Genomic DNA, 24749 nt, shown 5'->3' with positions numbered 1-24749 from the left:
ATGCTGCCGCCGAACTGGGGATAAGAAAACTGTTCATATTTTGTTCTTTTCGTGATATCCGGAGGGCAATATATGCTCCCGCCAGAACGGCGCCCCGCCGTCTTTGAGGATACCGCATGAGGAATCAGCTGACATCTCTGGAACTCTGCGCCGGCGGCGGCGGGCAGGCGCTTGGCCTGGAGATGGCGGGTTTCGATCATGCTGCCCTGTTCGAGAATGATCCCCACGCCTGCCAGACGCTGCGGCTCAACCGTCCGGAGTGGACGGTTCACGAGCATGACCTGTTTCAGGATTTCGCATTCGAGCAGTTCCGGGGCGTGGATCTTCTGGCGGGCGGCTTGCCCTGTCCGCCGTTCTCCGTGGCAGGAAAGCAGCTGGGCGAGAAGGACGAGCGCAATCTCTTCACCCGGGGCGTCGAGATTGCCGAGCGGGTGAAGCCGCGTGCCATCATGTTCGAGAATGTGCGCGGCATGCTGGACCCTTCGTTCCTGTCCTACCGCGAGTTCATCGAGCTGCGTCTGCGCAAGATTGGCTTCAAGGTGTTCTGGAAGCTGCTGCAGGCCTCCGATTTCGGCGTGCCGCAGCTCCGGCCCCGTGTGGTGATGGTGGCGCTGCAGCGCGAGTTCGCGGACAATTTCACATGGCCCGAAACAAAGGTGCCGGCGGCAACCGTGGGCGAAACGCTGCATGATCTGATGGCAGCGCGGGGCTGGGCAGGTGCTGCTGCCTGGAAGGAACAGGCCTGCCGCATCGCTCCGACGGTGGTTGGCGGTTCCAAGAAGCACGGCGGACCGGATCTTGGTCCGACACGTGCCCGTCGGGCTTGGGCCGAGCTGGGGGTCGAGGGGCGGACGATTGCCGATGAGTGTCCTGCGCCGGACCACGAGGGCATGCCCCGGCTGACCGTGCGCATGGTGGCCCGGATTCAGGGCTTCCCGGACAGCTGGGAATTTTCGGGCCGCAAGACGGCCGCCTACCGGCAGGTCGGCAATGCCTTCCCGCCGCCTGTGGCTGCTGCTGTTGCCCGCTGCATAGCCGTGGCTCTGGGCATGCCCGCGCTGGAAGCGCTGGCAGGGCGTGAAGCGGCGGAATGATCGGCGATGGCTCCCCGGCGGATCTGCGGCAGCAGGATCAGCAGAAGCTGAAACTGATCGCGGATGAGGTGTTCCGGCTTGCTGGCGGCGAGGCGCAGTTCATCCGGACCTTTCCCGAGCTGATCCGCGAAGCCGTGGAATATGTCATCGATCCCGTGCGCACGGCACGCACGCGGGTGTCGGACCTCGACAACGTGGAAAAGACCTTCATCGGCCTGAAGGTGGAGCATTTCCTGCGCGACTTTCTCGGTGTTCCGAAAGGCCTGCGCGATTTCCGCCTGCTGGGCGAAGACGTGGACGTGAAGAACACCGTCCGGGAAACTTGGATGATCCCGCCCGAGACCTTCCGCAATGCCGAGCCCTGCCTGCTGGTTATGGTGGCAACGGAAGAGCGCCGCTGTTCCATCGGCATCATGATTGCCCGCGAGGACTATCTGAACCAGCCGAACCGGGATGGAAAGCGCAGTGTCCGGCGGTCCAGTTTCGAGCATATTCACTGGATGATCCGTGATGGCCAGCTGCCGGACAGCCGCTTTGAAGGGCTGGACATGGTTCGCTTCCGCGAACTGCGGGCCGTGAACGGCGGGACGAAGCGTGTGGTGCAGTTCTTCCGGGAGAACACCGGCAAGGTGATCCACCGCACGGTGCTGCAGGCGCTGCTCTTTGACCAGAAAGACTACATGAAGCGCGTTCGCGGCAATGGCGGCGCGCGTGATATTCTGATGGCGGAGCGGACGGCGCTATTTTCAGGGCTGTATCACAGTGCTCTCATCGCGGCACTCGGGCTTCCCGCCTGTGACAGGGAAGAGTTCATCGCGCGCCGCTGCGATGAGACGGAGTGGGATATGGTGCTTGCAGGCGGGTATCTGGCGGCAAAAGACTGAAGTCACATCAGCTCACGATGAGCCTGGCTCATCGTGAGCTGGTCAAGCCCGTGCGGCGCATTAGCCCTGGTATCAATGGCAGACAAGCTTTCACCCGAGCGACGGTCGCGCAATATGGCGGCGATCCGCTCGAAGAACACGAAGCCGGAGATGATTGTCCGGTTAATGGTGCACGGGCTGGGCTTCCGGTACCGCCTGCACCGCAAGGATCTGCCGGGCAAGCCGGATCTGGTGTTCGGCCCGCGCCGGAAGGTGATTTTCGTGCATGGCTGCTTCTGGCATCTGCATCCTGACCCGGACTGCAAGGATGCCCGCATCCCCCAGTCCCGCCGCGACTACTGGCTGCCCAAGCTGACCCGCAACACCGAACGGGACCGGGACCATGTGCAGCAGCTGGAGGCCATGGGCTGGCAGGTTCTGATCATCTGGGAATGCGAAGTCCGCAGGCCGGATGCGCTGAAGGACAAAATCCTTGCTTTCCTTAGGCTGTGAGGACAGCCCGGCGACGCCCGCCTTGTCCCTCGAAGGAGTTTCCAGGCTGGGGCTTCGGGGTACAGACGTGGTGTCCCGTATGCATCCTGCCAAGGGTGGTCTTGCATTTTGCTTCTTTTGATTGATTCAGTCGTCAATTGCCATTAATAATTGAGAAGGACGGTCGGTTGGCGAGTAGCTCCTATGGTTTCGCGGCCCCTCTTGTCACTGCAGACCTTTGCCGCCCTTGCTCGCGGCATCGTGGTGCTTGTGGTGTCAGCCACTTTCACCTGGCTGCCCGGGGCGCAGCGGGCTTGGGCGCAAGCTTCTATTGGGCCTGATGAAGGCCAACGGATCGCCGAAATCCGGGTCCGGTTGATGAACCCGTCGCCGGACAAGGCGCTCAACGACCGCGCCATAGATCAATTCCGGCGCGGTCTTGCGGTCTATCCAGATGACCATTTCTACCGGACGCTGGTTGATTTTGCGCTGAACCGGGCCACCCGCGCGGCAGGACTCGCCAGCGCCAGTTACGACATCGGCTTTGCCGACACCGGCGGCCTGACGCTGACCTTCGACCTTAGGCTGGGGGATTCTGCGGCTGCCGGGGCGCCGCGCGGCATGCTTGCAACGGGCACGACATCAGATTTCCCCGTGCTCTATGACAGCGGTGGGACCTACGTGAAGGTGAAAGCCGAGTCCATCGCGTTGCACTATGGCAACGCGGATGCCTGGTACGGCCGGCCCGATCTGATGCTGAATGGCAATCCCATGGTGCAGGGCAAGCCCTCCGGCAAGGGCTATCAGCAATGGGTCGAGGGCATGGTGCACACCGGCCTCTATGGCATCACGCCGCTCAGCGAGCGGTTCTATATCTTTGGCGGTGCGAGTGTTCTTGCCAGCGGCTCGTATGGCCAGGAGCTGTTCAGCAACCGCACCCGCAGCCATGTCGCGATCGAAGATGCCTTTGCCGGCTTCATCACCGGGGTCACGCGCGAGAACGGTGACCGGCTTCAGCTCGACGCGTCTGCCGGGCGTCAGCGTTTCACGCTGGGCGACGGCTTCCTGATCATCAACACGGCAGCCAATGGCCGGGACCGGGCGGCGCTGCAGGCCAATCCGCGCTGGTCGGCAGACATGGTTGCGCTGGCGCGGCTGCGCTACAACAACACCAAGGTCGAGCTGTTCCGGGTCGATCCAGACGAGCTTCCCATTCTCGACAGCAAGACCGTCATCGATGGTGTCAACATCGAGACCCGGCTGAGCAACGGCTTCGAGGCGGCCGCCAGCTTCCTGCGTGTGCCACAGTCCAGCTTCAAGTATTTCACGCCGGCCCAAACCTTTACCCGGGAAGGGCTGCAGGTCTTCGATGCCCGGCTGCGCTGGCAGCCCAATCCGGCCGGAACGCCGGGGCCATTCGTTGCGGCGGAAGCCGCGCTACAGCGCAATGAAAACTTCGACATGCAGGCCTATGGCTTCTATGGCGAGGCCGGCTGGAGCTTTGCCAGCCTGCCCTGGTCGCCCACCTTCAGCTACCGCTACGCACAGTTCTCGGGCGATGATCCGAACACCTCCACCTTCGAGCGCTGGGATCCGCTGCTGTCGGGCGGCAATGGCGAGCAGTGGGTGCAGGGCATCAATCATTTCAAGGTGGTGCAGGATTCCAACATCATCGCGCATCGTTTTCAGTTGCGGCTGCGTCCGTCTGCGAAGTTCGAGCTGGTGCCGCAGGTCTGGCTCTTCCGCGCCGACAGCCTGACGAACCTGGGCGGCAATCCGGCCCTGTCGTTCCTGGGATCGAAGGACTACGGCTACGAACTCAACCTGACCGGCAAGTACTTCGCCTCGCGCAATGTTTATGTTCAGGGTCATGTGGCGGCGACGTTCCCGGGGGCTGCCGTCAAGAAAGCCTTCAACGCCGATCCCGATCCCTGGCTCAGCACGATGCTCTTCGTGCGCGTGGCCTATTGATGCTTTGCGAAAAGGGAGTTTTTGACATGGAACGCAGGGATCTTCTGAAGACGATGGCACTGGCTGCAGCTGCCCCCGCCGCCGCTGGCGCGGTTGCGGGTGCCTCGGCCACGCAGGCTCAGGCTCAGGCCGGAAACCCGATTGCCGCCATGCCGGGGCACCATGACGTGACGCCGGTGAGTCCAGACTATTTCATCTCAGACCGCTTTGCCGGCAAGACCTACATCGTCACGGGCAGTGCGCGGGGCATGGGCAAGGTGGCCGCCGAGCGTCTGGCGCGGGAAGGTGCCAACGTCGTGGGAGCGGACTGGATTACCGACGAGGGCGCCGCCGTCATTGCCGCAATCAAGGCAGCCGGCGGCAAGGCCGAGTTCGTGCCGGGTGACGTCTCCGAGAATGCCATCTGCGATCAGATGGTCGAGGTGGCGGTGTCGGCCTTTGGCGGCCTAGACGGGGCGATCAACAACGCCGGCGTCATGGATGCCATTCCGCCCAGTGAGCCCATCGACTACGACAAGCAGAAGGACCTCGCCTTCAACCCGGTTCATCTCGCCAGCGACGCTTACTGGGACGTGGTCATGCGGGTGAATGCCACCGGTGTGTTCCGCTGCATGCGGGCACAGCTGCGCCACATGGTGGCCCAGGGCAAGGGCGGCTCGATCGTTAACGTCGCCAGTGTCGCGGGTTTGCGGGGCTTCAGCTCCACGCCGTCCTATGTCGCCAGCAAGCATGCGGTAAATGGCCTGACCAAGAACGCGTCCATCGACTACGCACCCTATGGTATCCGCATCAATTCCGTGAACATGGCTAACACCGACACGCCGATGGTGCAGCGGGCCAAGCAGCTCGTCGGTGCTCGAATGAAGGCCTTGGGCGGGGTGGGCATGGGTACGATCAAGACCCGCAGCCTTCTGCAATACGCCGACACCAGCTACCGCGATGCCACGCCGGAGGAGCAGGCGGCGATCATGCTGTTCCTACTGTCAGACGAGGCCTCCAACATCACCGGCGCCAATTGGGCAACTGATGGCGGCTTCACCACCTACTGATGACTGGAGCTGCCCGGACGTTGCGTCCTGTCTGTCCCCGTGCGCCAGGGGGAAAGTTGAAATGACCCTTGATCGTCGCGATGCCCTGAAGGGAATGACCTTGGCCGGTGGTGCCGTTGGCGTTCATGCCGCCAGCGGTTTGCAGATGGCACAGGCCCAGACACAGCCTGCCGCTGCTGCCTCACCAGACGGTGGCGGCGGTGGATATGCCGGCGGCCTGGCCATTGCTCCGACTGACCCGGCTTATTTCGTGCCGGATCGTTTCAAGGGCCGCACGGTCATAGTCACCGGTTGCGCGCGCGGCATGGGGCAGGCGGCAGCCGAGCGCCTTGCGCGCGAGGGCGCAAATGTCGCCGGCGTCGACTGGATCGAGGATCAGGGCACGGCGGTGATCGACGGGATCCGCAAGGCGGGTGGCAAGGCCGAGTTCGTGTGCGCGATGCCGCCGTCTGCCAGACGGCGGTCGACGTGGCCGTCGCAAGTTTTGGCGGGCTGTCCGGCGCCATCAACAACGCCGGTGTCATGGACGGTGTGTACTCCGGTGACCCGGTCGATTACGCGGCCCAGAAGCCGCGCGTCTTTGCCCCGATCCATGAGGCGACCGACAAGTACTGGGACGCGGCTTGGAGATCAACGCCGGCGGTGTGTTCCGCTCGCTGCGGCCGCAGCTGGCGCAGCTGGTCAAGCAGGGGCAGGGCGGCGCCATCGTCAATGTGGGCTCCATCGCCGGCCTGACGGGTCTTGCCGGCAATCCGGCCTATGTCGCCAGCAAGCACGCTGTGAACGGGCTCACCAAGAACGCGGCCATCGACTATGCCCCCTATGGCATCCGCATCAATTCCGTGAACATGGCTGCTACCGATACGCCGATGGTTGCCCGCGCCGGTGCGCTGGTAGCCGCCAGCATGAAGGACGGCGGCGGCATGGGCCGGATCAAGACCCAGAGCATCCTTGCCTATGCCGATCCGGCGCACCGTCCGGCCACGCCAGCGGAGCAGGTGGCAATCATGCTGTTCCTGCTTTCTGATGAGGCCTCCAACATCACCGGAGCCAACTGGGCGACGGACGGCGGCTGGACAACCTACTGAGCTGAGTTCTACTGCCGGTGCTGCGTGCAGGTTCCTCCCGCTGAAGCGGCAGACATGTCATCGCCCTTCTGAATTTCGCCTCTTGACCTGGAGTGCGCTCCAGCACCTAGCGTTGGTAACTGTCCAGCGCAACTGGGCAAATGTCATGGATCGAACAGCCATGCGGGCGGCTTGCGGAGAAGCAGGGCATGCCCGGGAAAGAGGTTTCATGAAGATCGGTGATCTCGCGGCCCGGACGGGCCTGAGTGTCGATACCTTACGCTATTACGAAAAGATCGGCCTGATCCCGCCCCCTTTGCGGGATGCCGGCGGCCACCGGGTCTATGACGAGCCGGCCCTGCGCTGGCTTGAGTTCCTCGAAAGGCTGAAGGCCACCGGCATGGGCATCCGCGACCGGCTGGCCTATGCGGAGCTGCGGGCACGGGGAGCCGCCACGGCCCGTGAGCGGCGGGAGATGATTGAGCGGCACCGCCAGAAGGTTTCGGCCAGCATCTGGGAACTGCAGCAAACGCTGGAACTGCTCGACGGCAAGGTGGCGCTTTACCGCAAGATCGAAGCCGGGGAAGCCGAAGATCCGGCGGCTGTTCCGGCCTCACAGGCTGGAGCTCCAGCCGTTCGCAAAGCCAAACGGAGAGCATGATGACTGCAGCGCTTGAACAGGGACGTGATGTCGTCCGCCTGCTGAATCCCGGTCTCGAGCAGGTGCTCGCAGAGCGGTATGACGATCTGGTGCCGGGCTTTAGCGAAAGTCTGGTGGAATGGGCCTATGGCCGCCACTATGCCCGCACCGGGCTGGATCTGAAAACCCGGCAGCTCTGCACTGTCGCCGCACTCACGGCGCTGGGCGGCCAGACCGGCCCGCAGCTGAAGGTGAATATTGCCCATGCGCTGGCGGCAGGGGCGAGCCGCGGGGAGATTGTAGAGGCTGTCTGGCAGATGGCTGTCTATGGCGGGCTTCCGGCCGCAATCAACGGCCTCAATGCCGCGCGCGAGGTATTTGCCGAAGCGGGCCAGCCGGAGTGAATTTCCTGTGCCCTCAGCCCGGGCCTTCGGACAGGTCCGGGCTGAAGGTTTTCTTTGTCACCGCTTCATCGACACCAGCGAGAACATGGCGCCTTGCGGGTCGAGGGCGTTGATGATCCAGGCGCCGCCGGGGACTTCCTGCGGGCCGTGGATGACCTTGCCGCCGGCCTTGGTGACGCGGGCGATGGCGGCGTCAAGGGCTTCGACGTTGATGTAGTAGTTCCAGAAAGGCTGCGGCATGTCCGGCATTTTGGTCATGATGCCGCCGATGCCCCGGCCGTTCAGGGCGAAGCACTGGTAGGTGCCCATTGGCCCCATATCGACGGCCATGTCCTTCTCCCAGCCGAACATCTTGCTGTAGAAGGTGAAGGCTTCCACCCCATCTCCGGCATAAAGCTCGTTCCAGCCGAAGGTGCCGGGAAGGCCCATGGCCGGTTCCGGCGGCAGAGGCCCATCCGGCATGTCCGGCTTGAACAGGCTGAGGACGGCGCCGTGTGGATCGGCCACGACGGCAAAGCGGCCGACCTGCGGGATATCCTCTGCCGGGCGGACAATCCTGCCGCCGCTGGCGGCAAATTCGGCGGCCTTGGCATCCACATCGGCAACACCCACATAGCCGATCCAATGGGGCGGCACGCCTGAGCCTGCCAGTTCGCCCGGCAGGGCCATCAGGCCTGCGCTGGGCATCGGCTGGCCGGGAACGGTCAGAAGCGTGTAATCGAAGCCCGGCATGCCCGAATCCGAGACCTGCCACCCCACCACGTCCGAATAGAACGCAGCGGCTGCTTCCGGGTCCGTCGTCATCAGCTCGTACCAGATGAATTTCCCGATCATGGGAGTCTCCTCATTGCAAATTAAAGGGGCGAGCCGTCAGGCTGGAGCCAGAATGTGGGTCATGAATTCGCGGAAGGTGCCGTCCGGCTGCTGCACGCTGCCGGTGAAGCTGCGGGTGCCGTCCGGCAGGAAGCGGATCACGTCGCGGTAGACGGCGCTTTTGCCCGGCGTGTCGAAATCCGGGCCATCGGCTTCCAGGACCAGCGTTTGTCCCTCGTCTTCCACCCAGCCGCGGTAGATCCAGAGATAATCCATCATGGAGCCGGTCCAGGTGCCGGTGTAGCGGCCAAGGGCAGGGTCGTAGCCGATGGTCATCAGCATTTCTGCCGGTTCACCATCCGGCATGGGGCCGCGCGTTTCGATGATGGCCCAGAGATCTCCGAGCATGCGGCCGGTTTCGGTCCAGCGCTTCGCCGGATCCTCCGGATCATAATCCGGGTGACCGGTGGACGAGACCATCCGCCATTCGCCCGCGAGCCTGCGCAGGATCTTGTGATGCTCTGTTGCGGTTGAAGGTTGCATGACGGGCCTCCTCTCCCGGTTGCTGATTGGTGCCGTCCGGCACGAGCGCGCTTGCGCGCCGGATCAGGGCGCTCTATCCCCGAAAACTGCCGATTGACGATATGAGTTGATATCAACATAAATAGACCATGTCAAACACCCCGCCCGTTCCCTATGCCAAGACCCTGCAGGTGAAGGACACCTGCCTGTGCCTTTTCGCCCAGCGTGCCGCCCGTGCACTGGCGCGCCGCTTTGATCTGGCGCTGAAGCCCACCGGGCTGACGAACCAGCAATTCTCCCTGATGATGGCGTTGAACCGGCCGGAGGCTCCGGCGCTGGGGCAGGTGGCCGGGCTTCTGGGCATGGACCGGACAACGCTGACGGCGGCGCTGAAGCCGCTGGCGCGCAAGGGCTGGGTGGAGGTTCTGCCGGATCCGAAGGACAGGCGCGGCAAGCGGCTGCATCTGACGCAAGCCGGGGCGCTGACGCTTGCCGCTGCGGTGCCCATCTGGGATGAGGTGCATGGTGCCCTTGAAGCAAGGATGACGGCCGATCCGCAGGTCCTGCGCGATGGGCTGGCGGAAATCAGCGGTTAGCCGCCGCTTTTAGGCCCGTCCGAATGGCCGAGATCCCGCTCCGGCCAGACGAGATTGCGCAGGCGCTGTTTCAGCACCTTGGCCTCGGGGAAGCCGCCGTCCTCCTTGCGCTCCCAGATCTGCGTGCCGTCGCAGGTGATGACGAATACACCGCCGGTGCTGGGGATTAGGGTGACGGAACCGATTTCCTCGGAGAAGGTGGACAGCAGTTCCTGGGCCAGCCAGGCGGAGCGGAGCATCCAGTTGCATTGGCGGCAGTAGGTGATGGTGATGGCGGGCTTTTCGGTCATGGCGTGAGTATGCGGTGAGTCCGTCGCTCCGGGAAGAGGCGCGTGGAAATTGCGCTTGCGGCTGGCGCTTGCCGCCGGGGACAGGATGGAGCAGAAGGGATGCACTTTGCTGCCCGCCCCGATTTCGTGGTTCCCGTTCATGCCTGATCTGTCGCCCCAGCCTTTGCCTGCGCCTCTTGCGGCTGCTCTTGCGGCCTGTCCGCCGCTGGCCGGGGCGTTGCGCCGGGAGGCGGGAGACAGGCTGCAGGTGACGGCGGTCTCCGGCCTCAGCAATCACGTCTACCGGCTGACGGGGGAGGCGGGCAGCTTTGTCCTGCGGGTGGAGCGGGCGGAGAACCAGGGGCTTGTCGACCGCCAGACCGAGGCTGAGTTTTCGCGCGTTGCCGAACGGCTGGGGCTGGGGCCACGTGTCATTCTGGCGGTGCCGGAGCAGGGCGTGATGCTGATCGAGGCGGTGCCGGATGCCCATCCGCTTGCAGCGGCGGGTGTTGCCGGGGCAGAGCTTCTGGGGGCGTTGCTGGCCCGGCTGCATGGGGCGGCTGCCGCTTTCGGCGGGCTGGCACGGCCGCCGGTCTTCGTGCCCTCGCAGCGGCTTCGGGAGATGATCCTTGCGGCAGAGGCAGACGGTGCTGCACCGGAGGATCTTGCCTTTCTGCGGGATGCTGCCGGTGGCCTTGCAGCCGTGCCGCAGGGGCTGCCCGCCCCATGCCATTGCGATCTGGTGCCGGGGAATATCCTCAGTGACGCCGAGCGCCTGTGGCTGATCGACTGGGAATATGCGGGCTGGTCCGATCCAGCCTGGGATCTGGCTTATGCGGTGCTGGAATGCGGGCTGGATGCGGCTGCCGAAGCCGCGCTTCTGACTGCCCATGCCGCAGGCCTTGCCCATGGCGAAGACCCTGACCTGATGCGCCGCCGGGTGGCCGCGATGAAGCCGGTCTGCGACGGCATTTCCGCGCTCTGGGCGCTGGGGCAGGCCGCGCGCGGCAATGATGCGGCGGATTTCAGGGCCTTTGCGGTTGAGCGGCTGGCGCGGGCGCGGCACAGCACCGGCGTCTGAGCGCTGCGGTCACTGCGGCGGATTGGCCTCGAACTCCTGCTGCACGCAAGCAGCATGGCTCGTGTTCATCTGGCTCAGAAGGCCGGTATCTTCCGGATTGCCCAGCAGCTTGTCCCACAGGCCTTCCGATTTCATTGTGCTGAGGGTGCAGGAACAGATGCGCGCGCAGGCGGGCTGTTCCACACCGCCCGCCGTGCAGGTCAGGGTGCAGTTTTCCTGAAAGTCACGGGAGATTCTGTCCTCGATGACGCCGGTGGCTGCCACGAGCCAGAGGCTGCCGAACAGCACGGGCTGATGGATCAGATAGACCGCCAGCGAGTGGCGTCCACCCCGGCACAGCTGATGGCTGAATGCGGAGCGCGGCTGCCAGCGGGAGGCCCAGAATTTTACGTCAGGGTGGCGCAGCATATGCCCGGCAGCAACGCCCAGCAGGGTTGCGCCTGCCCAGGGCACCAGCGGTACCCAGTCCACGCTGGAAAAGCCCGGATCGCCAAGTCCTGTCCAGAGCCACAGCGGCCCGTCGAAGGCAGGGCCAGCAGCCCAGAAGGGCAGGGAGAAGACCAGCAGCGCGGCGGCAACGGACGCAAGGGCGGGCAGGCGGACAAAGGGCAGGGCCAGCAGGCTGGCTGCGGCAATGCAGTGGAGAATGCCGAAGCGCACCATGTTGGCTTCGAGTGCATACCATGTGCCGGCGCTGACGGCTGCCGCAGCCACCAGGATCACGGCTTCCCGCCGCCAGAAGGCGCGCCAGCGGATGCCGCTGGCATGGGCAAGGCTCAGGCTGACACCGGCGAGAAACAGGAAGGTGCCTGCAATCAGCCGGGCATAGGTCTGCCAGCCGCCATCCTCGTTGACGGGCCAGTCCACGATCCCGAACCAGGAAAGATCCCAGGACAGGTGATAGGACACCATGGCCAGCAGCGCGAGGCCACGGGCAAGGTCCAGCCCGTGAAGGCGCAGCGTGGAAGAACCGGTACTTGGGGAACTGGGTGCCGGGCTGGCGGTCATTGCGGAGATCCGTTGAAACTCCGCCTGCCGTGCCCGGCGCTTCTGGCAGGCTGCCGGAGCGAGCCGGGCAGGTGCCTGACGGTATGCCTAGCCAAGAAAGGCGGACGCCAGAACGCTGGCAAAGGCTGAAACTGCGATAAAGCCCGCTACATAGGGCCAGGGTGAACGCGGACTGCTGACGAGACTATCGGTATCATAACGATCCTGAATGCTCATCTCAGGGCTCCTCCCGGTTGGGGTTGGTCCATATGTGACGTCCCTAGGAACGTTGCATATGGTTAACGTCTGGTTAAAGCCCTATTTGACCCTCCGGTTCCGTTGTCCTGCATGTTTTTTCCGCGGCTGTGGAAAAGATCCTAAAAGCCGAGTGTTTCCAAGCCGTTTTCCAGATAGTCGGCGAGCAGGGGCAGGCCGATCAGATAGCTGGCGGCGCCCTTCATGCCTCTGGCCCGGGCTTCCTCGACGGCCTGATCGAAGTCGCTGGCATCAAAGTCGCCGCGGCCGACCCAGGCAATGGCGACCAGTTCGGCCGACTCATCCACGTTCAGGTCCGAGATCAGCTCCCGCAGTTCCTCCTCGCTGAGGTCGATGGATTCCTCTTCCGCAAGGCCATCGTGCATGTGGAGGTCGGAGAGATGGTCCTCATCAAAGTCGATGCCATTGCCGCGGTCTTCCTCGAAAGCGTCGTTGAGGGCGGCAGCTGCGGAGCGGGCCTTCTGCACCAGCATGCGGATTGTTTCAGGCGACAGGGTCAGTTCAACGGCCATGGCAGAACTCCATGTGTCTTTCACTCCCTCATTAAGTCATTGGATGAACAGAGACGCAACGGGGCAGGCCCGGAGGCGGCTGGTGCAATGCGGCACGCGGCCAGGTGTGTGCCGGACATGCGAAAGCCCCGCAGAGCGCGCTCCCGGGGCTTTCGCATAAATGCACAACGGATCTGGCCGGAGCTTCACCCGGAGCGCAGAGCCTGCAGGTGGCGCAGGTCCTTGCCGGCCTGCGCGGGGTGCTGCATGTCCTGTTGAGCGGCATTGTTCTGCCCGGGCTCATGCGCCGAAGGCGAAGAGCCGAGGAAGGCAACGGCAGCGGCGAGCATGACGCCGAACACAATCGCCATGCCGAGGGGACGCAGGCTCGCCTCGTCTTCGGGACGCGTCTTGCGTGCAGTGCGGATGGTGGCCATCGGCGGGGCATCCATCCGGGTGTTCCCTGCTTGTGCCTGCCGTTCCGGTTCTGGCGCAGAGGAGCCTGTGGCTGTGCGGTCAGCTCCGGTCATCGCAGGTCCTCTCCGTCACGGGGAATGCCTGCCGCAGCGGGCGCGCCTCCAGATCCTGCAGCAGCTTCATGCCAAGGCTGAGGGTCAGGGAGAGCATGCCGGCGAAGGCGGCTGCCAGCGTCAGCATCAGGCCATCTTCTGAGGGGGACGCGGTCACCGCATAAATCGCAACGGCTGCAACGCCAGCACCGCCGGCGGCGGTGAAGGGAGTGAGCCGGAAAATCTCCTTGAAGGAGTTCTGTGGGTCGAGCATCGTCTGATCTACCATTCCAAGGCCCTTTCATCAGCGCCCAGACGGGCAGAAACTGGCCTGAAAATGCGACGGCCTGCGGCCCGGAAACGGGCGGGTTGCAGCATTTTTCATGGCCATTTCGTGGCGGGAAAAGTTTCAGTTTGTAACGATCATCTTCACTGGATTTTTGCCCTTGCAGGCGATACCGGAACGTACTGGATGTTTCGGCGCGGGGATGGGCCCGCCAGGGACGGGCAAGAGGCATGAGCGGATCAAGCGAGGCGGCGGCGGCAGTGATGCAGGCGCCGGACCAGAAGCTTTTGCAGACTGCGGCTTCCGCGGTGCCGGATGCCCACGCCGGGCCGCATCTCAGCCTCTCAGGCCTTTGGTTTCTGATCGCCGATCCATCCGCCAAGCGGCTGATGTGGCTCGAAACCTCGACGGCCCAGATCGAGGGCAAGGGGTCCGGGCTGAAACAAGCCGCCCTGTCCGAGGCGCTTTCCGCACTGGCGCCGCAGACGCAGAAAAATCTTCTCAATCTGTTCAACACCGTCATCCGGAAAGGCAAGTGCGGCCCGATGGATGTGGGCACGGATGCGGAGAGCGGCATTGCCGGCATCAGCCTGACCGGCTGGCGTTACGACGCAGGCGATGGGCGCCAGTTTGTCATTTGCCATCCTTCGGCCGTTGCCGCCGGCGGAGAGGGCGGGCATGTGGTGCGCGGCCTTGCGCCGATCCTGAAGCACTTCGTCGAGAATTCAGGCAAGATCGTCATGACGGCCGATAATTTCGGCTATGTCCGCTATGCCAGCCCCGGCTTCTTTCACGCCTTCGGCATTGACGATCCGGCGCTCTGCATCGGGCGCAACATCGCCCATATCCCGAAGCGGGTCGGCAAGACGCTGGCGGCGCTGATCCAGACGGTTCTCGCCCGCACGTCCAGCGCCTCCGGCAAGGGGCGTTTCAAGATGCCCAATGGCGACACGATGGTGATGAACTATTCAGCGCTGTTCTTTCGCCTTTCAGAAACTGCCGGAGGTGTCGTCTTTACGGCAGAGCCGGATGGCCACGGCGATGCGGATTTTACCCGTATTTTTGATGTGATGACGTCGCCGTTGATCGTCGTCGACACGAAGACACGCAAGATTCTGGCGGCCAACAAGGCGGCGCGCAAGGCCTTTCAGCTGACCCAGCAGTCGATGGATGAGCATCCCATCACCGAAACGCTGTTGCATCCCAAGAGCTACGGGCTGCTGCTTGAGGCCGCGAAAAAGGCCAACAACATTCCCATCGCCGTGGTGGTGAACAGCCTTGACGGCTCGTCCAGAAACAAGCGCATCCGCGCGATCTTCATCGACAACGACGATGACCCGCCGCATCTGGTGCTGGAAAGCCGGGCCTGAGGAGTCAGGCCGGGCGGCTCCCGTTTTTCGAACATTGGTCTGCCTGCCGTCCGGGTGGTTTTATTTTTTGGCACAAAAATTGACGCTAGACGCCCTTCTGCGGGTCTTTGGCCTTGCGGCTGTTCTGTTGTCGGCTTAGGGTCCGCGCGCTCGAAATCACCATGTCTCCTATGGAGGACCCTCATGGGCTTTATTGCCGATGCTCTTTCGCGTGTGAAACCGTCCGCAACGATTGCGGTCACCAACAAGGCGCGTGAGCTGAAAGCCGCCGGCCGGGACGTTATCGGTCTTGGCGCTGGCGAACCGGACTTCGATACCCCGGAAAACATCAAGGCTGCGGCGATCAAGGCCATCAATGAGGGCAAGACCAAATACACCGCCGTGGACGGCATTCCCGAACTGAAGGAGGCGATCTGCGCCAAGTTCAAGCGCGAGAACGGCCTGACCTATACCCCGGCACAGGTGACGGTCGGCACCGGCGGCAAGCAGGTGCTCTACAACGCCCTGGTCGCCACCGTGAACCCGGGCGACGAAGTGCTGATCCCGACGCCGTACTGGGTGAGCTACCCGGACATGGTGGAGCTGGCCGGCGGCACGCCGGTGATCGTGGAGGCCGACAAGAAGACCTTCAAGATCACTGCCGAAGCGCTGGAAGCGGCGATCACGCCGAAGACCAAGTGGTTCATCTTCAACTCGCCGTCGAACCCCTCGGGCGCCGCCTACACGCGCGCCGAGCTGAAGGCGCTCACCGATGTGCTCGTCCGTCATCCGCATGTGTGGGTGATGAGCGACGACATGTATGAGCACCTCGTCTACGACAACTTCGAGTTCACCACCCCGGCGCAGGTCGAGCCGTCGCTCTATGACCGCACGCTCACGGTGAACGGTGTCTCCAAGGCCTATGCCATGACCGGCTGGCGCATCGGCTATGCGGCCGGTCCCGTGCAGCTGATCAAGGCGATGGCGACGGTGCAGTCCCAGTCCACGTCCAACCCCAGCTCCATCGCCCAGTATGCGGCCGTGGAAGCGCTGAACGGCACGCAGGACTTCATCCCGAAGAACAACGAGATCTTCAAGGCCCGCCGTGATCTGGTGGTGTCCATGCTGAACCAGGCCAAGGGTCTCGTTTGCCCGGTGCCGGAAGGCGCGTTCTACGTGTTCCCGTCCTGCGAAGGCTGCATCGGCAAGACCGCGCCGTCCGGCAAGGTCATCGAGACCGACGAGGACTTCGTGACCGAGCTGCTGGAAGCTGAAGGCGTTGCCGTGGTGCAGGGCTCGGCCTTTGGCCTTGGCCCGAACTTCCGCATCTCCTACGCCACCGCAACCGAAGCCCTGGAAGACGCCTGCCAGCGCATCCAGCGCTTTTGCGCTAACCTGCGCTGAGCCGTTTCTGACGGTAAGTGATTGAAGAGCCCGCCGGTGAAAACCGGCGGTTTTTTTGTCGTTAAAGTCCTCTCCGTGGTCATCCCGGCTCGCGCTGCGTTTGGCCGGGATGACGATGGAGGGGCTGCAGCGGCGCCCGCAAAACTCTACCTTTGTAAATTGCCAGAGCTCTATTGTTTCAGCGCTTCTTTGGCTTCCCGTAAACATCCCGGTATTCCGGCTTTGTCGGGCAGCCGGGCTGGGTACAGGGCTGGGCGAGTTCCCTGGCCCGTTCGCGGCGGTGTTCGGCTTCGATCTGCTGGCGCTTGTCGAGGCCTTGCGTCTGCTGCTGCTGGCTTTTGTCCAGAAGCATGCGCCCGGCCTGGCCGCGCATGGACGGGGCGGCGGCGGTGCCGTTGTCGCTGGAGCGGCGCAGGGCGGAGGTCTGGGCCTGAGCTTCGGAGCCTGTATCAAGCGTCAGCAGGGCCGCTGCCAGAAGCAGGGTGGTAGCCACAAGGCTTTTAAGCGTCTGGATCTGCATGCTGACTTCGGCCCTTCGCTGCCTCGTCCGGTTGTCTCTGGCCTTGTTGTGGCCCGCAGATGCGGCAGGGGCAAGGCCGTTTGATGCTGCAGTGCCGCACATCTTTTGCTTGCAAATGGCGCCCGCGCGGCGCGACGATGCCTTCAACAGCGACGTGGCGGCGTCAAACGCGCGCGGAGCTGCAATGCTCAAACGCCGCAGGGCCTGGCCCGGCTCCGGAGCGTCCGGACAAGACGGCTCATGTCCCTGCAGCGGGTGGACGGCGCGCAGACGCGGCGTCATCTCCTGCCGCGATCCTCGCGCTGGCAACACAAGCCAACGGGAGACGGCAGCATGAGCGGCATTCAGGAAAGCACCAGCAGCGGCAGACGATCCGGCCCCCGCTGCATCGCGATTGTCGGGCCCTTCGGAAGCGGCAAGACAACCCTGATGGAAGCCATATTGGCGCGCACGGGGGCAATTTCCAGACAAGGCAGCCAGGCAGGCGGCAACATGACGGGCGATGCCTCGCCGGAGGCGCGGGCTCACGGCATGAGCATCGAGATGAACATCGCCGGAACGGAGTATCTCGGGGACCACTATACCTTCCTCGATTGCCCCGGCTCCGTCGAGTTCCTCACCGACACGGAAGGCGCCCTGTGCGGCGCGGATCTGGCGATCGTGGTGGCGGAAGCGGACGAGAAGAAGGTTCCCGCGCTGCAACTGATCCTCAAGATGCTGGAAGAGCGCGGTGTGCCCCGGCTTCTGTTCCTCAACAAGATCGACAAGGCCACCCAGCGGGTGCGCGACGTGCTGCAGATGCTGCAGCCGGCCTCCAGCGTGCCGCTGGTCTTGCGGCAGATCCCGATCTGGAAGAACGGCATCGCCGTGGGCTTCATCGATCTTGCCCTGGAGCGGGCCTTTGTCTACCGCGAGCATGCGGAAAGTCTCGTGATCGACATGCCGGGTGATGAACTTGCCCGCGAGGTGGAAGCGCGCTTCTCCATGCTGGAACGGCTGGCCGACCATGACGATGTGCTGATGGAAACCCTGCTGGAGGACATGGCACCGGGCCGGGAGCGGGTGTTCACGGATCTCGCCGAAGAAATGCGGCAGGGTCTGATCTGCCCCGTATTCATCGGCTCGGCAGAACACGGCAACGGCATTCAGCGGCTGATGAAGGCTCTGCGGCACGAGGGGCCGGATGTGGTGGCGACGCGGGCGCGGCTGGGCCTGAGCCCCTCCACCGAGGCGGGCGTGGTGGTGAAGACGCTGCACACGCTGCATGGTGGCAAGCTGTCGGTGACGCGCGTTCTGGGCGGCACGGTGGCCGAGGGGCAGGGGCTGCACCTGCCAGAGGGCGGAGCGGAGAAGCCATCCGGCCTGCTTTCGCTGTTTGGCCAGCAGGCGAGCCGCCGGGGTGCGGCAGGAGAGGGGGAAACGGTGGCGCTGGCGAAGCTCGACGGGGCGCAGACCGGTATGCTGCTGGGGCTGAAGGAGCCGATCCGGCAGTGGATGCCCTTCCGCCGGCCTGAGCCGGTGATGGGGCTTGCCATCTCCACGGCTGACCACAAGGACGATGTGAAGCTCTCTGCTGCCCTGCATAAACTGACGGAAGAGGACCCCGCCCTGCATGCGCGGCTGAGCGAGGCGACCGGCGAAACCCTGCTGGAAGGGCAGGGCGAAATGCACCTGCGTGTCGCGCTGGCCCGGCTCAAGGGCAAATATGGCCTGACGGTGGAGGCGCGCGCGCCGCAGATTGCCTATCGCGAAACCATCCGCAAGGGCACCAGCGTGCGCGGGCGGCACAAGAAACAGTCGGGCGGGCATGGCCAGTTCGGGGATGTGGTGCTCGAAATCCGGCCGCTGGGACGCGGAGAGGGTTTTGTCTTTGCCGAGAAGATCACCGGCGGCGTGGTGCCGCGCCAATATATTCCGTCCGTGGAAGAGGGCGTGCGCGAGGCGCTGGGCCATGGCGCGCTGGGCTTCCCGCTGGTGGATATTTCGGTCGTGCTGACGGACGGGTCCTATCACTCGGTCGACAGTTCCGATCAGGCCTTCCGCATGGCGGCGATCACGGCAATGCGGGAAGGGCTGCCGGAGTGCAGCCCGGTGCTGCTGGAGCCGATGGACGAGGTGATCGTGGTGTGCCCGTCCGAAGCGACGGCACGCATCAACGCCATCATCCCTGCTAGGCGCGGCCAGATCCTCGGCTTTGATGCGAGGCCCGGCTGGGCCGGGTGGGACGAGGTGCGCTGCCTGATGCCGCAGGCGGAGCTGGACGGGCTGATCGTGGAATTGCGGTCAGCAACGGCAGGGGCGGGCAGCTTCCACCGCCGCTTTGACCATCTGGCAGAGGTGACCGGTAAGCTCGCAGATCAGATACTTGCCCGCGAGCGCCAGAAGGCTGCATAAAGGAGCTCTCCATGCAGCCCTTCGGGCTGCTGCCAACAGGAGGGGCGAGGCCGGTGCGGACGGGCGCCGGCCTCATCTTTTCCCGATAGGCACAAAGAGCGCTCAATCCTGCGTGCGCAGGGGCTCGCCAGACGTCACCAGAGCGTTATTTGCATCTTCAGAATTTCAGGCGTTTGCTGTGGGCGCTGATCAGGAGGACAAGATGCATATCATCCGCAAGCCGGGCTGGGCCCTGCCCGAGCATATGGCAACACCGGAGCACCTGTTCTGGAACCGCCGCGCGGTTCTGGCGGGCATGGCGGGTGCGGGCGCACTGGCACTGGGGGCGGGGCTGCCATCCGGTGCAAGGGCGCAGGACGGTGCCGCAGACCCGAGCGCCAGCCTCTATCCGGTGACGCGCAACGAGGCCTATATGCTGGACCGTGCGCTCAGCCAGGAAAAGCATGTCACCAGCTTCAACAATTTCTACGAATTCGGCACCAGCAAGAGCATCGCCCGTGCGGCGCAGTCCCTGCCCATCCGCCCGTGGACGGTGACCATCGACGGCATGGTGGACAAGCCGCAGCAGATCGGCATCGATGATCTTCTGAAGGCCATGCCGCTGGAAGAGCGGCTCTACCGCTTCCGCTGCGTCGAGGCCTGGTCCATGGCCGTGCCCTGGTCCGGCTTTGCGCTGTCGGAACTGGTGAAGCTGGCGAGCCCCCAGGCAGGCGCCAAATACCTGCGTTTCGAGACCTTCCAGGACGCGAGCATTGCGCCGGGCCAGAACATGGTCTGGTATCCGTGGCCCTATGTGGAGGGTGTTACCATGGCCGAGGCCACCAACGAACTGGCCTTCATGGTGACCGGTGTCTATGGCAAGCCGCTGCCCAAGCAGAACGGCGCGCCGCTGCGCCTCGCCCTGCCGTGGAAATACGGCTTCAAGTCGATCAAGAGCATCGTCCGCATCACCTTCACCGACGAGCGGCCAAAGACCATGTGGGAAGCGCTGGGGCCGACCGAATACGGCTTCTGGGCCAATGTGAATCCGGAAGTCGCTCACCCGCGCTGGAGCCAGGCGCAGGAAGACGTGCTGGGCACCGGCCAGACCGTGCCGACCCTTCTCTACAACGGCTACGCCGAACAGGTCGCCGGCCTCTACAAGGGCATGGAAGGCGAGAAGCTGTTCATGTGAGGCTGTGTGACTTCAGGGACGTGATGTGGAAGGCTCCGGGGTATCTCCGGGGCCTTTTTTCTTTTGATTGAGGCCTCTCCGCCGTCATCCCGGACGCGCTTCGCGCGATCCGGGACCGGTGAGCCGGGGTATAAGTTGGTTGTGTTTAGGAGCCATAGCTGCGGGACCTTGGCTCACCGGTCCCGGATCTCCGCTTCGCTGCGTCCGGGATGACGATGGATAGGGAACGGACTCGCTGAAAGCAGCCATCTCAAGCGCTTTTGCATTTCAAAGGTGGAGTTTCCTGTTGCTACGTCCGAGCGGCATCAGCCTAAGCGCGTTCCACTTCCAAGCCACAAGGCAAAAAAAAGCCGGGTCAAAAGACCCGGCAGTTATTTTTGATTTTCCACAGCGTGGAAAATCACCTTCCAGAGGGGAACAGCTGGCTGAATTGGCGTCGCTGGGAGGAGAGTGCGACGCCGCAGAACCAACAGTGATGCTTATATGCAGTGCACAAGCTGATTAAACAAGTGGCACCTGCGCAGGTCAGCCATGCGTTTAAGGAATGACTAATATGTCAGTCCTGCACAATCCTGTCACATTTGGCCCGGGGGAATCATATTTCCTTTTTTGATTCAGATGCTTGATGTGTGCTTTGTGCAGATTTTGACCTTGTGGTCAGATTTCGTGCAGTTTCAAGAATTGCCTGTTTTTCAGGCGAATTCGTTCTGGCTGGTATTTTGATGGATGAGTTCGCAGGAGTGTACAGGCTGCAGCTGGACGCTATTCTTCCCGGAAGCGCTATGAAATCAAATGGATATGATTTTGAAGGCGTTTTCTGCGCTGCGGCATTCTGTCCAGCGGCGGAACGCCGGTCAGTAGGACCAGCGTTCGGCCTTGGCCAGCAGGAAATCACGGAAGGCGGTGATGCGCGCTGTGTTTTTCAGCTCGGACGGATAGACGAAATAGGTGTCGAAGCTGGGGATCTGGTCTTCCAGATGGGTGAGGATCGGCACCACGCCCGTGTCATTCTCGACGATGTAGTCCGGCAGGATGGCCACGCCGATGCCCTGATCCACCGCGCGCTTGATCGCCACCACATTGTTGACGCGCAGCACGATGCGGCGCGGCTCGCCCAGCGGGCGGTGCGCCGTTTCCAGCCAGTTCATGTCGCGCAGATAGGCCGGGGCATGCTCGCCGAAGGTGACGATGCGGTGATTGTCCAGATCCTCGATCGTCTTCGGGGTGCCATAGCGCTTCAGGTAATGCGGTGAAGCGTAGATGTGGAAGTGCACGGTGAAGAGCTTGCGCTGGATCAGGTCCGGCTGGGTTGGCTGGCGCAGGCGGATGGCCACATCCGCTTCGCGCATGCCAAGGTCCAGTTCCTCGTCATCGAAGATCAGCCGCAGTTCCATGTCCGGATAAAGGTCGATGAACTCGTTGATGCGCGCCGTCAGCCAGGTGGAGCCAAGGCCCACCGTGGTGGTGATGCGCAGCACGCCGGAGGGCTTTTCGCGGCTGTCGGTGAGGCGCGTCTGCACGGCCTCCAGCTTCATCAGCACCTCGCGGGCCGTGCGGTAGAGGAGTTCGCCCTGCTCGGTGAGCAGAAGGCCGCGCGCATGGCGGTGGAACAGCGGGATGCCGAGATCCTGCTCCAGCGCGCTGACCTGACGGCTGACGGCGGACTGGCTCATGTTCAGGCTGTCGCCCGCATGCGTGAAGCTGCCTGCCTGTGCGGCGGCATGGAAAATGCGCAGCTTGTCCCAGTCCATCATGCGCCCGTCTCTCCTCTTCCGCCGCCCCTCTTTGCCGGGTCAGCCTGTTGCTGGCCGCCTCAGCCTGCCGTTGCTGCCTCAAGGGCATGTTCAGCCAGAAACTTCTCCGCTTCAAGGGCGGCCATGCAGCCCATGCCGGCGGCGGTGACGGCCTGGCGGTAGATGTCGTCGGTCACGTCACCGGCGGCAAAGACACCCGGCACGGAAGTGCGGGTGCTGTCGGCCTCGGTGAAGATGTAGTCATTCGGCTTCAGCGTCAGCTGGCCGCGGAACAGATCGACCGACGGCGCATGACCGATGGCGATGAAGACGCCGTCGGCCTTGAGTTCGTGCGTTTCGCCGGTCTTGACGTTCTTGAGACGTGCGCCCGTGACGGCCTTGGGCATGCCGCCGCCGAGGATCTCGTCCACAACGCAATCCCAGACCACATTGATCTTCGGATTGGCAAACAGCCGCTCCTGCAGGATGCGCTCGGAGCGGAAGCTGTCGCGGCGGTGCACGACCGTCACCTTGGACGCCAGATTGGCCAGATAAAGCGCTTCCTCGACGGCCGTATTGCCGCCGCCGACCACGATCACTTCCTTGCCGCGGTAGAAGAAGCCGTCGCAGGTGGCGCAGGCCGAAACGCCCGCACCCATGAAATCCACTTCCGACGGCAGACCCAGCCAGCGCGCCTGCGCGCCGGTGGCGATGATCACCGCATCGGCCAGAAACTCGGTGCCGCCATCGGCAACGGCGCGGAACGGGCGCTTCGACAGGTCCACCTCGGTGATGATGTCATGCACGATGCGCGTCCCGACATGCTCGGCCTGAAGCTGCATCTGCTCCATCAGCCAGGGGCCCTGGATCGGCTCGGCAAAGCCGGGATAGTTCTCCACATCGGTGGTGATGGTCAGCTGGCCGCCCGGCTGGATGCCCGCGACGAGAACCGGTTCCAGCATGGCGCGCGCGGCATAGATGCCGGCGGTGTAGCCAGCCGGGCCCGAGCCAATGATGAGCAGCTTCACGTGTTCCGTCGCCATGTCCAGTTCCTTAAATCTCATGCCTTGCGCGAGGCCAGCCGGTCCCTGATGGCCGCAGCGATCTGCGGGGTGCTGTCCAGCGGCTCACAGGTAGTGGTTTTGAGAGGCCCCGGAAAGGGGTGAATGGCGCCAATCTGGCGCAATCCAGTCAAAAAACGGTCCAGCCGGTGGTGCCCGCCCGAGGGCATGAACACATGCACCGGCCGCCCCGCCGCCAGCGCCTCACCCACCATGTTGGTGCTGTCGCCCGTGACCACGATGGTATCTGCCAGCGCCAGCATTGCCAGCAACGGATTTTCACCGCTGCCGTCCCACAGGAAATGGTTTCCTGTCTCCGCCAGTTGCTCCAGCCGGTGACTGAGGGCAGGGGGCGTGCGGCGTGAGGCGGTGATCATCAGGCTGCCACCCTGCCGTGCCGCATCCGCCAGCCCGTCTGCAAAGCGGTTGATGTCTTCGGCCGTGAAGCTGTGATGGCGGCTGTTGCCGCCCACAAGCACGGCTATGCGCGGGGAGGGCAGATCCCCAAGGCGCGGGTCCGGCTGCGCCCTTGCCGCTGCCAGTTTCTCAGCCGAATGGCGGTGCGGTGCGGTTGGCGTCACCAGAACATTGGCGCCGCGCAGCCGGTCATGCTCCCCCACCCAGATGAGGTCGGCGGCACTCGTGCCCGTGCGCGGATCCTTGAGGAAGACGGTGAAGGTGCGGCCGCCGCTCAGCTTCTTCAGGCGGCGCAGATAAGGCACGGTGCGCCGGCCGGAGGCAATGGCGATGTCCGGGTAGGGCGGCGCCAGCGGGCTGCCGGGCCGCGTCTCGGCCTCACGCGGGTCAATCGGCCCCCAGGGCATGGCCCAGACGAAGGGCTTGCGCGGGGCAACGCGGCGGATCTGATAGGGCAGGCCAAGGGCTTCGGCGACGCCCATGCACTGGATTTCGTCGCCCGCCTTGCCATCGGACAGAATCCAGATGCTCCGGTCATCCTCAGCTTTTGCGGTTTCTGGATCTTTCTTGAGCATGGGTGCTTTTGTTATAGTCTTGCGGAAATGAGCAAAAAATCATAAGCCGCAGGGCATTGGGTCTTGCGGCCACACAAGCACGGACAGACGGCTGGAACAAGGCCGGGGGCGTGCCTGTGAAACGGAACTTTGGGGCAGGCGGCCTTTTTGCCGTGCCCGCCGGGCGCTGCCCGCACTGACTGGAGATTTCCTTGAAAGCACGGCTTGACGCGATCGACTGGCACATTCTGGACGAGCTGCAACAGGATGGCCGGATGACCAATGTGGAACTCGCCCGCCGTGTCGGCATCTCCGCGCCCCCGTGCCTGCGCCGGGTGCGCGCGCTGGAAGAGGCCGGGCTCATCCGCGGCTACCGCACGCTGCTGGACGAAAAGCAGCTCGGCTACGAGGTGACGGCCTTTGCCATGGTCGGCCTGCACAGCCAGACGGAAGCGGACCTCAACGGCTTCGAGGAGCGGGTCAACAGCTGGCCCATCGTGCGCGAGTGCTTCATGCTGTCGGGCGAAGTGGATTTCCTGCTGAAATGCGTCGCCCCGGACCTTCAGACCTTCCAGACCTTCATCATCCGCGAACTGACCGCCGCCCCCAACGTCGACAGCGTCCGCACCGCCCTCACCATCCGCCGCACCAAGGACGAACCGACGGTTCCGATCGAGCGGTGAAATTGCACTGACAGCAGCTTTCAAGCCCCGGTTTTCCGGGGCTTTTTGCT

General features: G+C 63.7%; 26 protein-coding genes and 1 pseudogene. 16 read left to right on the top strand and 11 right to left on the bottom strand.

The window, feature by feature from the left end; all coding sequences use genetic code 11:
- Positions 1-116: 116 nt before the first annotated feature.
- From ACVNHC_RS09025 to ACVNHC_RS08985, 9 genes and pseudogenes are all read left to right on the top strand, one after another.
- The gene (locus ACVNHC_RS09025) at positions 117-1094 is read left to right on the top strand and encodes a DNA cytosine methyltransferase (protein ID WP_186391149.1); all 978 of its coding nucleotides are present in this window, start codon (positions 117-119) and stop codon (positions 1092-1094) included.
- Positions 1091-1978 (top strand): NaeI family type II restriction endonuclease, encoded by an 888-nt coding sequence (locus ACVNHC_RS09020; RefSeq protein ID WP_457167040.1) that lies wholly within the window; start codon positions 1091-1093, stop codon positions 1976-1978. Before ACVNHC_RS09025 ends, ACVNHC_RS09020 begins: the two co-directional genes overlap by 4 nt.
- A 75-nt stretch (positions 1979-2053) precedes the next feature.
- The gene (locus ACVNHC_RS09015) at positions 2054-2470 is read left to right on the top strand and encodes a very short patch repair endonuclease (protein WP_457167039.1); all 417 of its coding nucleotides are present in this window, start codon (positions 2054-2056) and stop codon (positions 2468-2470) included.
- 357 nt (positions 2471-2827) lie between these two features.
- Positions 2828-4420 (top strand): alginate export family protein, encoded by a 1593-nt coding sequence (locus tag ACVNHC_RS09010; protein ID WP_457167038.1) that lies wholly within the window; start codon positions 2828-2830, stop codon positions 4418-4420.
- Between the two features lie 26 nt (positions 4421-4446).
- The gene (locus ACVNHC_RS09005; RefSeq protein WP_457167037.1) at positions 4447-5469 is read left to right on the top strand and encodes an SDR family NAD(P)-dependent oxidoreductase; all 1023 of its coding nucleotides are present in this window, start codon (positions 4447-4449) and stop codon (positions 5467-5469) included.
- Positions 5360-5845, top strand: a pseudogene (locus ACVNHC_RS09000) (hypothetical protein); the annotation flags it as partial. The gene ACVNHC_RS09005 and the pseudogene ACVNHC_RS09000, both read left to right, overlap by 110 nt.
- A 247-nt stretch (positions 5846-6092) precedes the next feature.
- Positions 6093-6557: an SDR family NAD(P)-dependent oxidoreductase gene (locus tag ACVNHC_RS08995; protein WP_457167036.1), complete on the top strand. Its 465-nt coding sequence runs from the start codon at positions 6093-6095 to the stop codon at positions 6555-6557.
- 208 nt (positions 6558-6765) lie between these two features.
- Complete coding sequence (locus tag ACVNHC_RS08990; protein ID WP_050474863.1) at positions 6766-7197, top strand: MerR family transcriptional regulator; 432 nt, start codon at positions 6766-6768, stop codon at positions 7195-7197.
- The gene (locus ACVNHC_RS08985) at positions 7197-7580 is read left to right on the top strand and encodes a carboxymuconolactone decarboxylase family protein (protein WP_186391145.1); all 384 of its coding nucleotides are present in this window, start codon (positions 7197-7199) and stop codon (positions 7578-7580) included. Before ACVNHC_RS08990 ends, ACVNHC_RS08985 begins: the two co-directional genes overlap by 1 nt.
- Before the next feature lie 57 nt (positions 7581-7637).
- Here the strand turns inward: ACVNHC_RS08985 and ACVNHC_RS08980 are convergent, their stop codons facing one another.
- Positions 7638-8414 (bottom strand): VOC family protein, encoded by a 777-nt coding sequence (locus ACVNHC_RS08980; protein WP_457167035.1) that lies wholly within the window; start codon positions 8412-8414, stop codon positions 7638-7640.
- Positions 8415-8450: 36 nt separating this feature from the next.
- Positions 8451-8936, bottom strand: coding sequence for a DUF1579 domain-containing protein (locus tag ACVNHC_RS08975; RefSeq protein WP_457167034.1), 486 nt, complete (start codon positions 8934-8936; stop codon positions 8451-8453).
- Between the two features lie 128 nt (positions 8937-9064).
- On the opposite strand from ACVNHC_RS08975, the gene ACVNHC_RS08970 reads away from it, so the two are divergent.
- Positions 9065-9511 carry a MarR family transcriptional regulator gene (locus tag ACVNHC_RS08970; protein ID WP_050474866.1) on the top strand — a complete coding sequence of 149 codons (447 nt, stop codon included), beginning with the start codon at positions 9065-9067 and terminating at the stop codon, positions 9509-9511.
- On the opposite strand, the gene ACVNHC_RS08965 is transcribed toward ACVNHC_RS08970, so the two are convergent.
- A complete protein-coding gene (locus ACVNHC_RS08965; protein ID WP_457167368.1) occupies positions 9508-9801 on the bottom strand; it encodes a SelT/SelW/SelH family protein in 294 nt (97 codons plus the stop codon). The two genes, ACVNHC_RS08970 and ACVNHC_RS08965, sit on opposite strands and share 4 nt — an antisense overlap.
- Before the next feature lie 139 nt (positions 9802-9940).
- On the opposite strand from ACVNHC_RS08965, the gene ACVNHC_RS08960 reads away from it, so the two are divergent.
- The gene (locus ACVNHC_RS08960) at positions 9941-10861 is read left to right on the top strand and encodes a choline/ethanolamine kinase family protein (RefSeq protein ID WP_457167033.1); all 921 of its coding nucleotides are present in this window, start codon (positions 9941-9943) and stop codon (positions 10859-10861) included.
- Between the two features lie 9 nt (positions 10862-10870).
- On the opposite strand, the gene ACVNHC_RS08955 is transcribed toward ACVNHC_RS08960, so the two are convergent.
- From ACVNHC_RS08955 to ACVNHC_RS08940, 4 genes are all read right to left on the bottom strand, one after another.
- Positions 10871-11869 (bottom strand): DUF1624 domain-containing protein, encoded by a 999-nt coding sequence (locus ACVNHC_RS08955; protein ID WP_457167032.1) that lies wholly within the window; start codon positions 11867-11869, stop codon positions 10871-10873.
- Positions 11870-12225: 356 nt separating this feature from the next.
- The gene (locus tag ACVNHC_RS08950) at positions 12226-12636 is read right to left on the bottom strand and encodes a DUF3775 domain-containing protein (RefSeq protein WP_050474870.1); all 411 of its coding nucleotides are present in this window, start codon (positions 12634-12636) and stop codon (positions 12226-12228) included.
- Between the two features lie 185 nt (positions 12637-12821).
- On the bottom strand, positions 12822-13067 hold the full coding sequence (locus ACVNHC_RS08945; RefSeq protein WP_123194773.1) for a hypothetical protein: 246 nt from the start codon (positions 13065-13067) through the stop codon (positions 12822-12824).
- A 64-nt stretch (positions 13068-13131) separates the two neighbouring features.
- A complete protein-coding gene (locus ACVNHC_RS08940) occupies positions 13132-13413 on the bottom strand; it encodes a hypothetical protein (RefSeq protein WP_050474872.1) in 282 nt (93 codons plus the stop codon).
- A gap of 227 nt (positions 13414-13640) precedes the next feature.
- On the opposite strand from ACVNHC_RS08940, the gene ACVNHC_RS08935 reads away from it, so the two are divergent.
- Positions 13641-14780 (top strand): PAS domain-containing protein, encoded by a 1140-nt coding sequence (locus ACVNHC_RS08935; RefSeq protein ID WP_457167031.1) that lies wholly within the window; start codon positions 13641-13643, stop codon positions 14778-14780.
- A 183-nt stretch (positions 14781-14963) separates the two neighbouring features.
- Positions 14964-16163, top strand: a complete 1200-nt coding sequence (locus ACVNHC_RS08930; RefSeq protein ID WP_050474873.1) for a pyridoxal phosphate-dependent aminotransferase — start codon at positions 14964-14966, stop codon at positions 16161-16163.
- Between the two features lie 178 nt (positions 16164-16341).
- On the opposite strand, the gene ACVNHC_RS08925 is transcribed toward ACVNHC_RS08930, so the two are convergent.
- Entirely contained in the window at positions 16342-16683 is a 342-nt protein-coding gene (locus tag ACVNHC_RS08925) for a hypothetical protein (RefSeq protein WP_457167030.1), read from the bottom strand.
- Between the two features lie 333 nt (positions 16684-17016).
- On the opposite strand from ACVNHC_RS08925, the gene ACVNHC_RS08920 reads away from it, so the two are divergent.
- A complete protein-coding gene (locus tag ACVNHC_RS08920) occupies positions 17017-19077 on the top strand; it encodes an elongation factor G (RefSeq protein ID WP_457167029.1) in 2061 nt (686 codons plus the stop codon).
- Between the two features lie 202 nt (positions 19078-19279).
- The gene (msrP, locus tag ACVNHC_RS08915) at positions 19280-20251 is read left to right on the top strand and encodes a protein-methionine-sulfoxide reductase catalytic subunit MsrP (protein ID WP_457167028.1); all 972 of its coding nucleotides are present in this window, start codon (positions 19280-19282) and stop codon (positions 20249-20251) included.
- A gap of 854 nt (positions 20252-21105) precedes the next feature.
- Here the strand turns inward: msrP and ACVNHC_RS08910 are convergent.
- The 3 genes from ACVNHC_RS08910 to ACVNHC_RS08900 all read right to left on the bottom strand — a co-directional run bounded on the left by ACVNHC_RS08910 (position 21106) and on the right by ACVNHC_RS08900 (position 24037).
- The gene (locus tag ACVNHC_RS08910) at positions 21106-22002 is read right to left on the bottom strand and encodes a LysR family transcriptional regulator (RefSeq protein WP_050474926.1); all 897 of its coding nucleotides are present in this window, start codon (positions 22000-22002) and stop codon (positions 21106-21108) included.
- 62 nt (positions 22003-22064) lie between these two features.
- A complete protein-coding gene (gene trxB, locus ACVNHC_RS08905) occupies positions 22065-23027 on the bottom strand; it encodes a thioredoxin-disulfide reductase (protein ID WP_094463194.1) in 963 nt (320 codons plus the stop codon).
- A gap of 17 nt (positions 23028-23044) precedes the next feature.
- Positions 23045-24037, bottom strand: a complete 993-nt coding sequence (locus ACVNHC_RS08900) for a mitochondrial fission ELM1 family protein (protein WP_457167027.1) — start codon at positions 24035-24037, stop codon at positions 23045-23047.
- A gap of 191 nt (positions 24038-24228) precedes the next feature.
- Between ACVNHC_RS08900 and ACVNHC_RS08895 the strand changes: the two genes are divergently transcribed.
- Positions 24229-24699: an Lrp/AsnC family transcriptional regulator gene (locus ACVNHC_RS08895; RefSeq protein ID WP_019964018.1), complete on the top strand. Its 471-nt coding sequence runs from the start codon at positions 24229-24231 to the stop codon at positions 24697-24699.
- Positions 24700-24749: the final 50 nt, after the last annotated feature.

Source organism: Pannonibacter sp. Q-1 (assembly GCF_054073275.1).
Note: the sequence above shows the minus strand (reverse complement) of the source record. Positions and strands in the feature narration are given on the sequence as shown.

Bases quoted from the DNA above. Each gene is read 5' to 3' on its own strand.
- ACVNHC_RS09010 (WP_457167038.1), top strand. From the start codon at position 2,828: ATGAACCCGTCGCCGGACAAGGCGCTCAACGACCGCGCCATAGATCAA.
- ACVNHC_RS08930 (WP_050474873.1), top strand. From the start codon at position 14,964: ATGGGCTTTATTGCCGATGCTCTTTCGCGTGTGAAACCGTCCGCAACG.
- ACVNHC_RS08935 (WP_457167031.1), top strand. From the start codon at position 13,641: ATGAGCGGATCAAGCGAGGCGGCGGCGGCAGTGATGCAGGCGCCGGAC.
- ACVNHC_RS09025 (WP_186391149.1), top strand. From the start codon at position 117: ATGAGGAATCAGCTGACATCTCTGGAACTCTGCGCCGGCGGCGGCGGG.
- ACVNHC_RS08920 (WP_457167029.1), top strand. From the start codon at position 17,017: ATGAGCGGCATTCAGGAAAGCACCAGCAGCGGCAGACGATCCGGCCCC.
- ACVNHC_RS08900 (WP_457167027.1), bottom strand. From the start codon at position 24,037: ATGCTCAAGAAAGATCCAGAAACCGCAAAAGCTGAGGATGACCGGAGC.
- ACVNHC_RS08925 (WP_457167030.1), bottom strand. From the start codon at position 16,683: ATGCAGATCCAGACGCTTAAAAGCCTTGTGGCTACCACCCTGCTTCTG.
- ACVNHC_RS09020 (WP_457167040.1), top strand. From the start codon at position 1,091: ATGATCGGCGATGGCTCCCCGGCGGATCTGCGGCAGCAGGATCAGCAG.
- ACVNHC_RS08985 (WP_186391145.1), top strand. From the start codon at position 7,197: ATGACTGCAGCGCTTGAACAGGGACGTGATGTCGTCCGCCTGCTGAAT.
- ACVNHC_RS08975 (WP_457167034.1), bottom strand. From the start codon at position 8,936: ATGCAACCTTCAACCGCAACAGAGCATCACAAGATCCTGCGCAGGCTC.
- ACVNHC_RS08955 (WP_457167032.1), bottom strand. From the start codon at position 11,869: ATGACCGCCAGCCCGGCACCCAGTTCCCCAAGTACCGGTTCTTCCACG.
- ACVNHC_RS08980 (WP_457167035.1), bottom strand. From the start codon at position 8,414: ATGATCGGGAAATTCATCTGGTACGAGCTGATGACGACGGACCCGGAA.
- ACVNHC_RS08910 (WP_050474926.1), bottom strand. From the start codon at position 22,002: ATGGACTGGGACAAGCTGCGCATTTTCCATGCCGCCGCACAGGCAGGC.
- ACVNHC_RS08965 (WP_457167368.1), bottom strand. From the start codon at position 9,801: ATGACCGAAAAGCCCGCCATCACCATCACCTACTGCCGCCAATGCAAC.
- ACVNHC_RS08960 (WP_457167033.1), top strand. From the start codon at position 9,941: ATGCCTGATCTGTCGCCCCAGCCTTTGCCTGCGCCTCTTGCGGCTGCT.
- ACVNHC_RS08990 (WP_050474863.1), top strand. From the start codon at position 6,766: ATGAAGATCGGTGATCTCGCGGCCCGGACGGGCCTGAGTGTCGATACC.
- ACVNHC_RS08970 (WP_050474866.1), top strand. From the start codon at position 9,065: ATGTCAAACACCCCGCCCGTTCCCTATGCCAAGACCCTGCAGGTGAAG.
- ACVNHC_RS08940 (WP_050474872.1), bottom strand. From the start codon at position 13,413: ATGGTAGATCAGACGATGCTCGACCCACAGAACTCCTTCAAGGAGATT.
- ACVNHC_RS08950 (WP_050474870.1), bottom strand. From the start codon at position 12,636: ATGGCCGTTGAACTGACCCTGTCGCCTGAAACAATCCGCATGCTGGTG.
- msrP (WP_457167028.1), top strand. From the start codon at position 19,280: ATGCATATCATCCGCAAGCCGGGCTGGGCCCTGCCCGAGCATATGGCA.
- ACVNHC_RS09005 (WP_457167037.1), top strand. From the start codon at position 4,447: ATGGAACGCAGGGATCTTCTGAAGACGATGGCACTGGCTGCAGCTGCC.
- trxB (WP_094463194.1), bottom strand. From the start codon at position 23,027: ATGGCGACGGAACACGTGAAGCTGCTCATCATTGGCTCGGGCCCGGCT.
- ACVNHC_RS09015 (WP_457167039.1), top strand. From the start codon at position 2,054: ATGGCAGACAAGCTTTCACCCGAGCGACGGTCGCGCAATATGGCGGCG.
- ACVNHC_RS08945 (WP_123194773.1), bottom strand. From the start codon at position 13,067: ATGGATGCCCCGCCGATGGCCACCATCCGCACTGCACGCAAGACGCGT.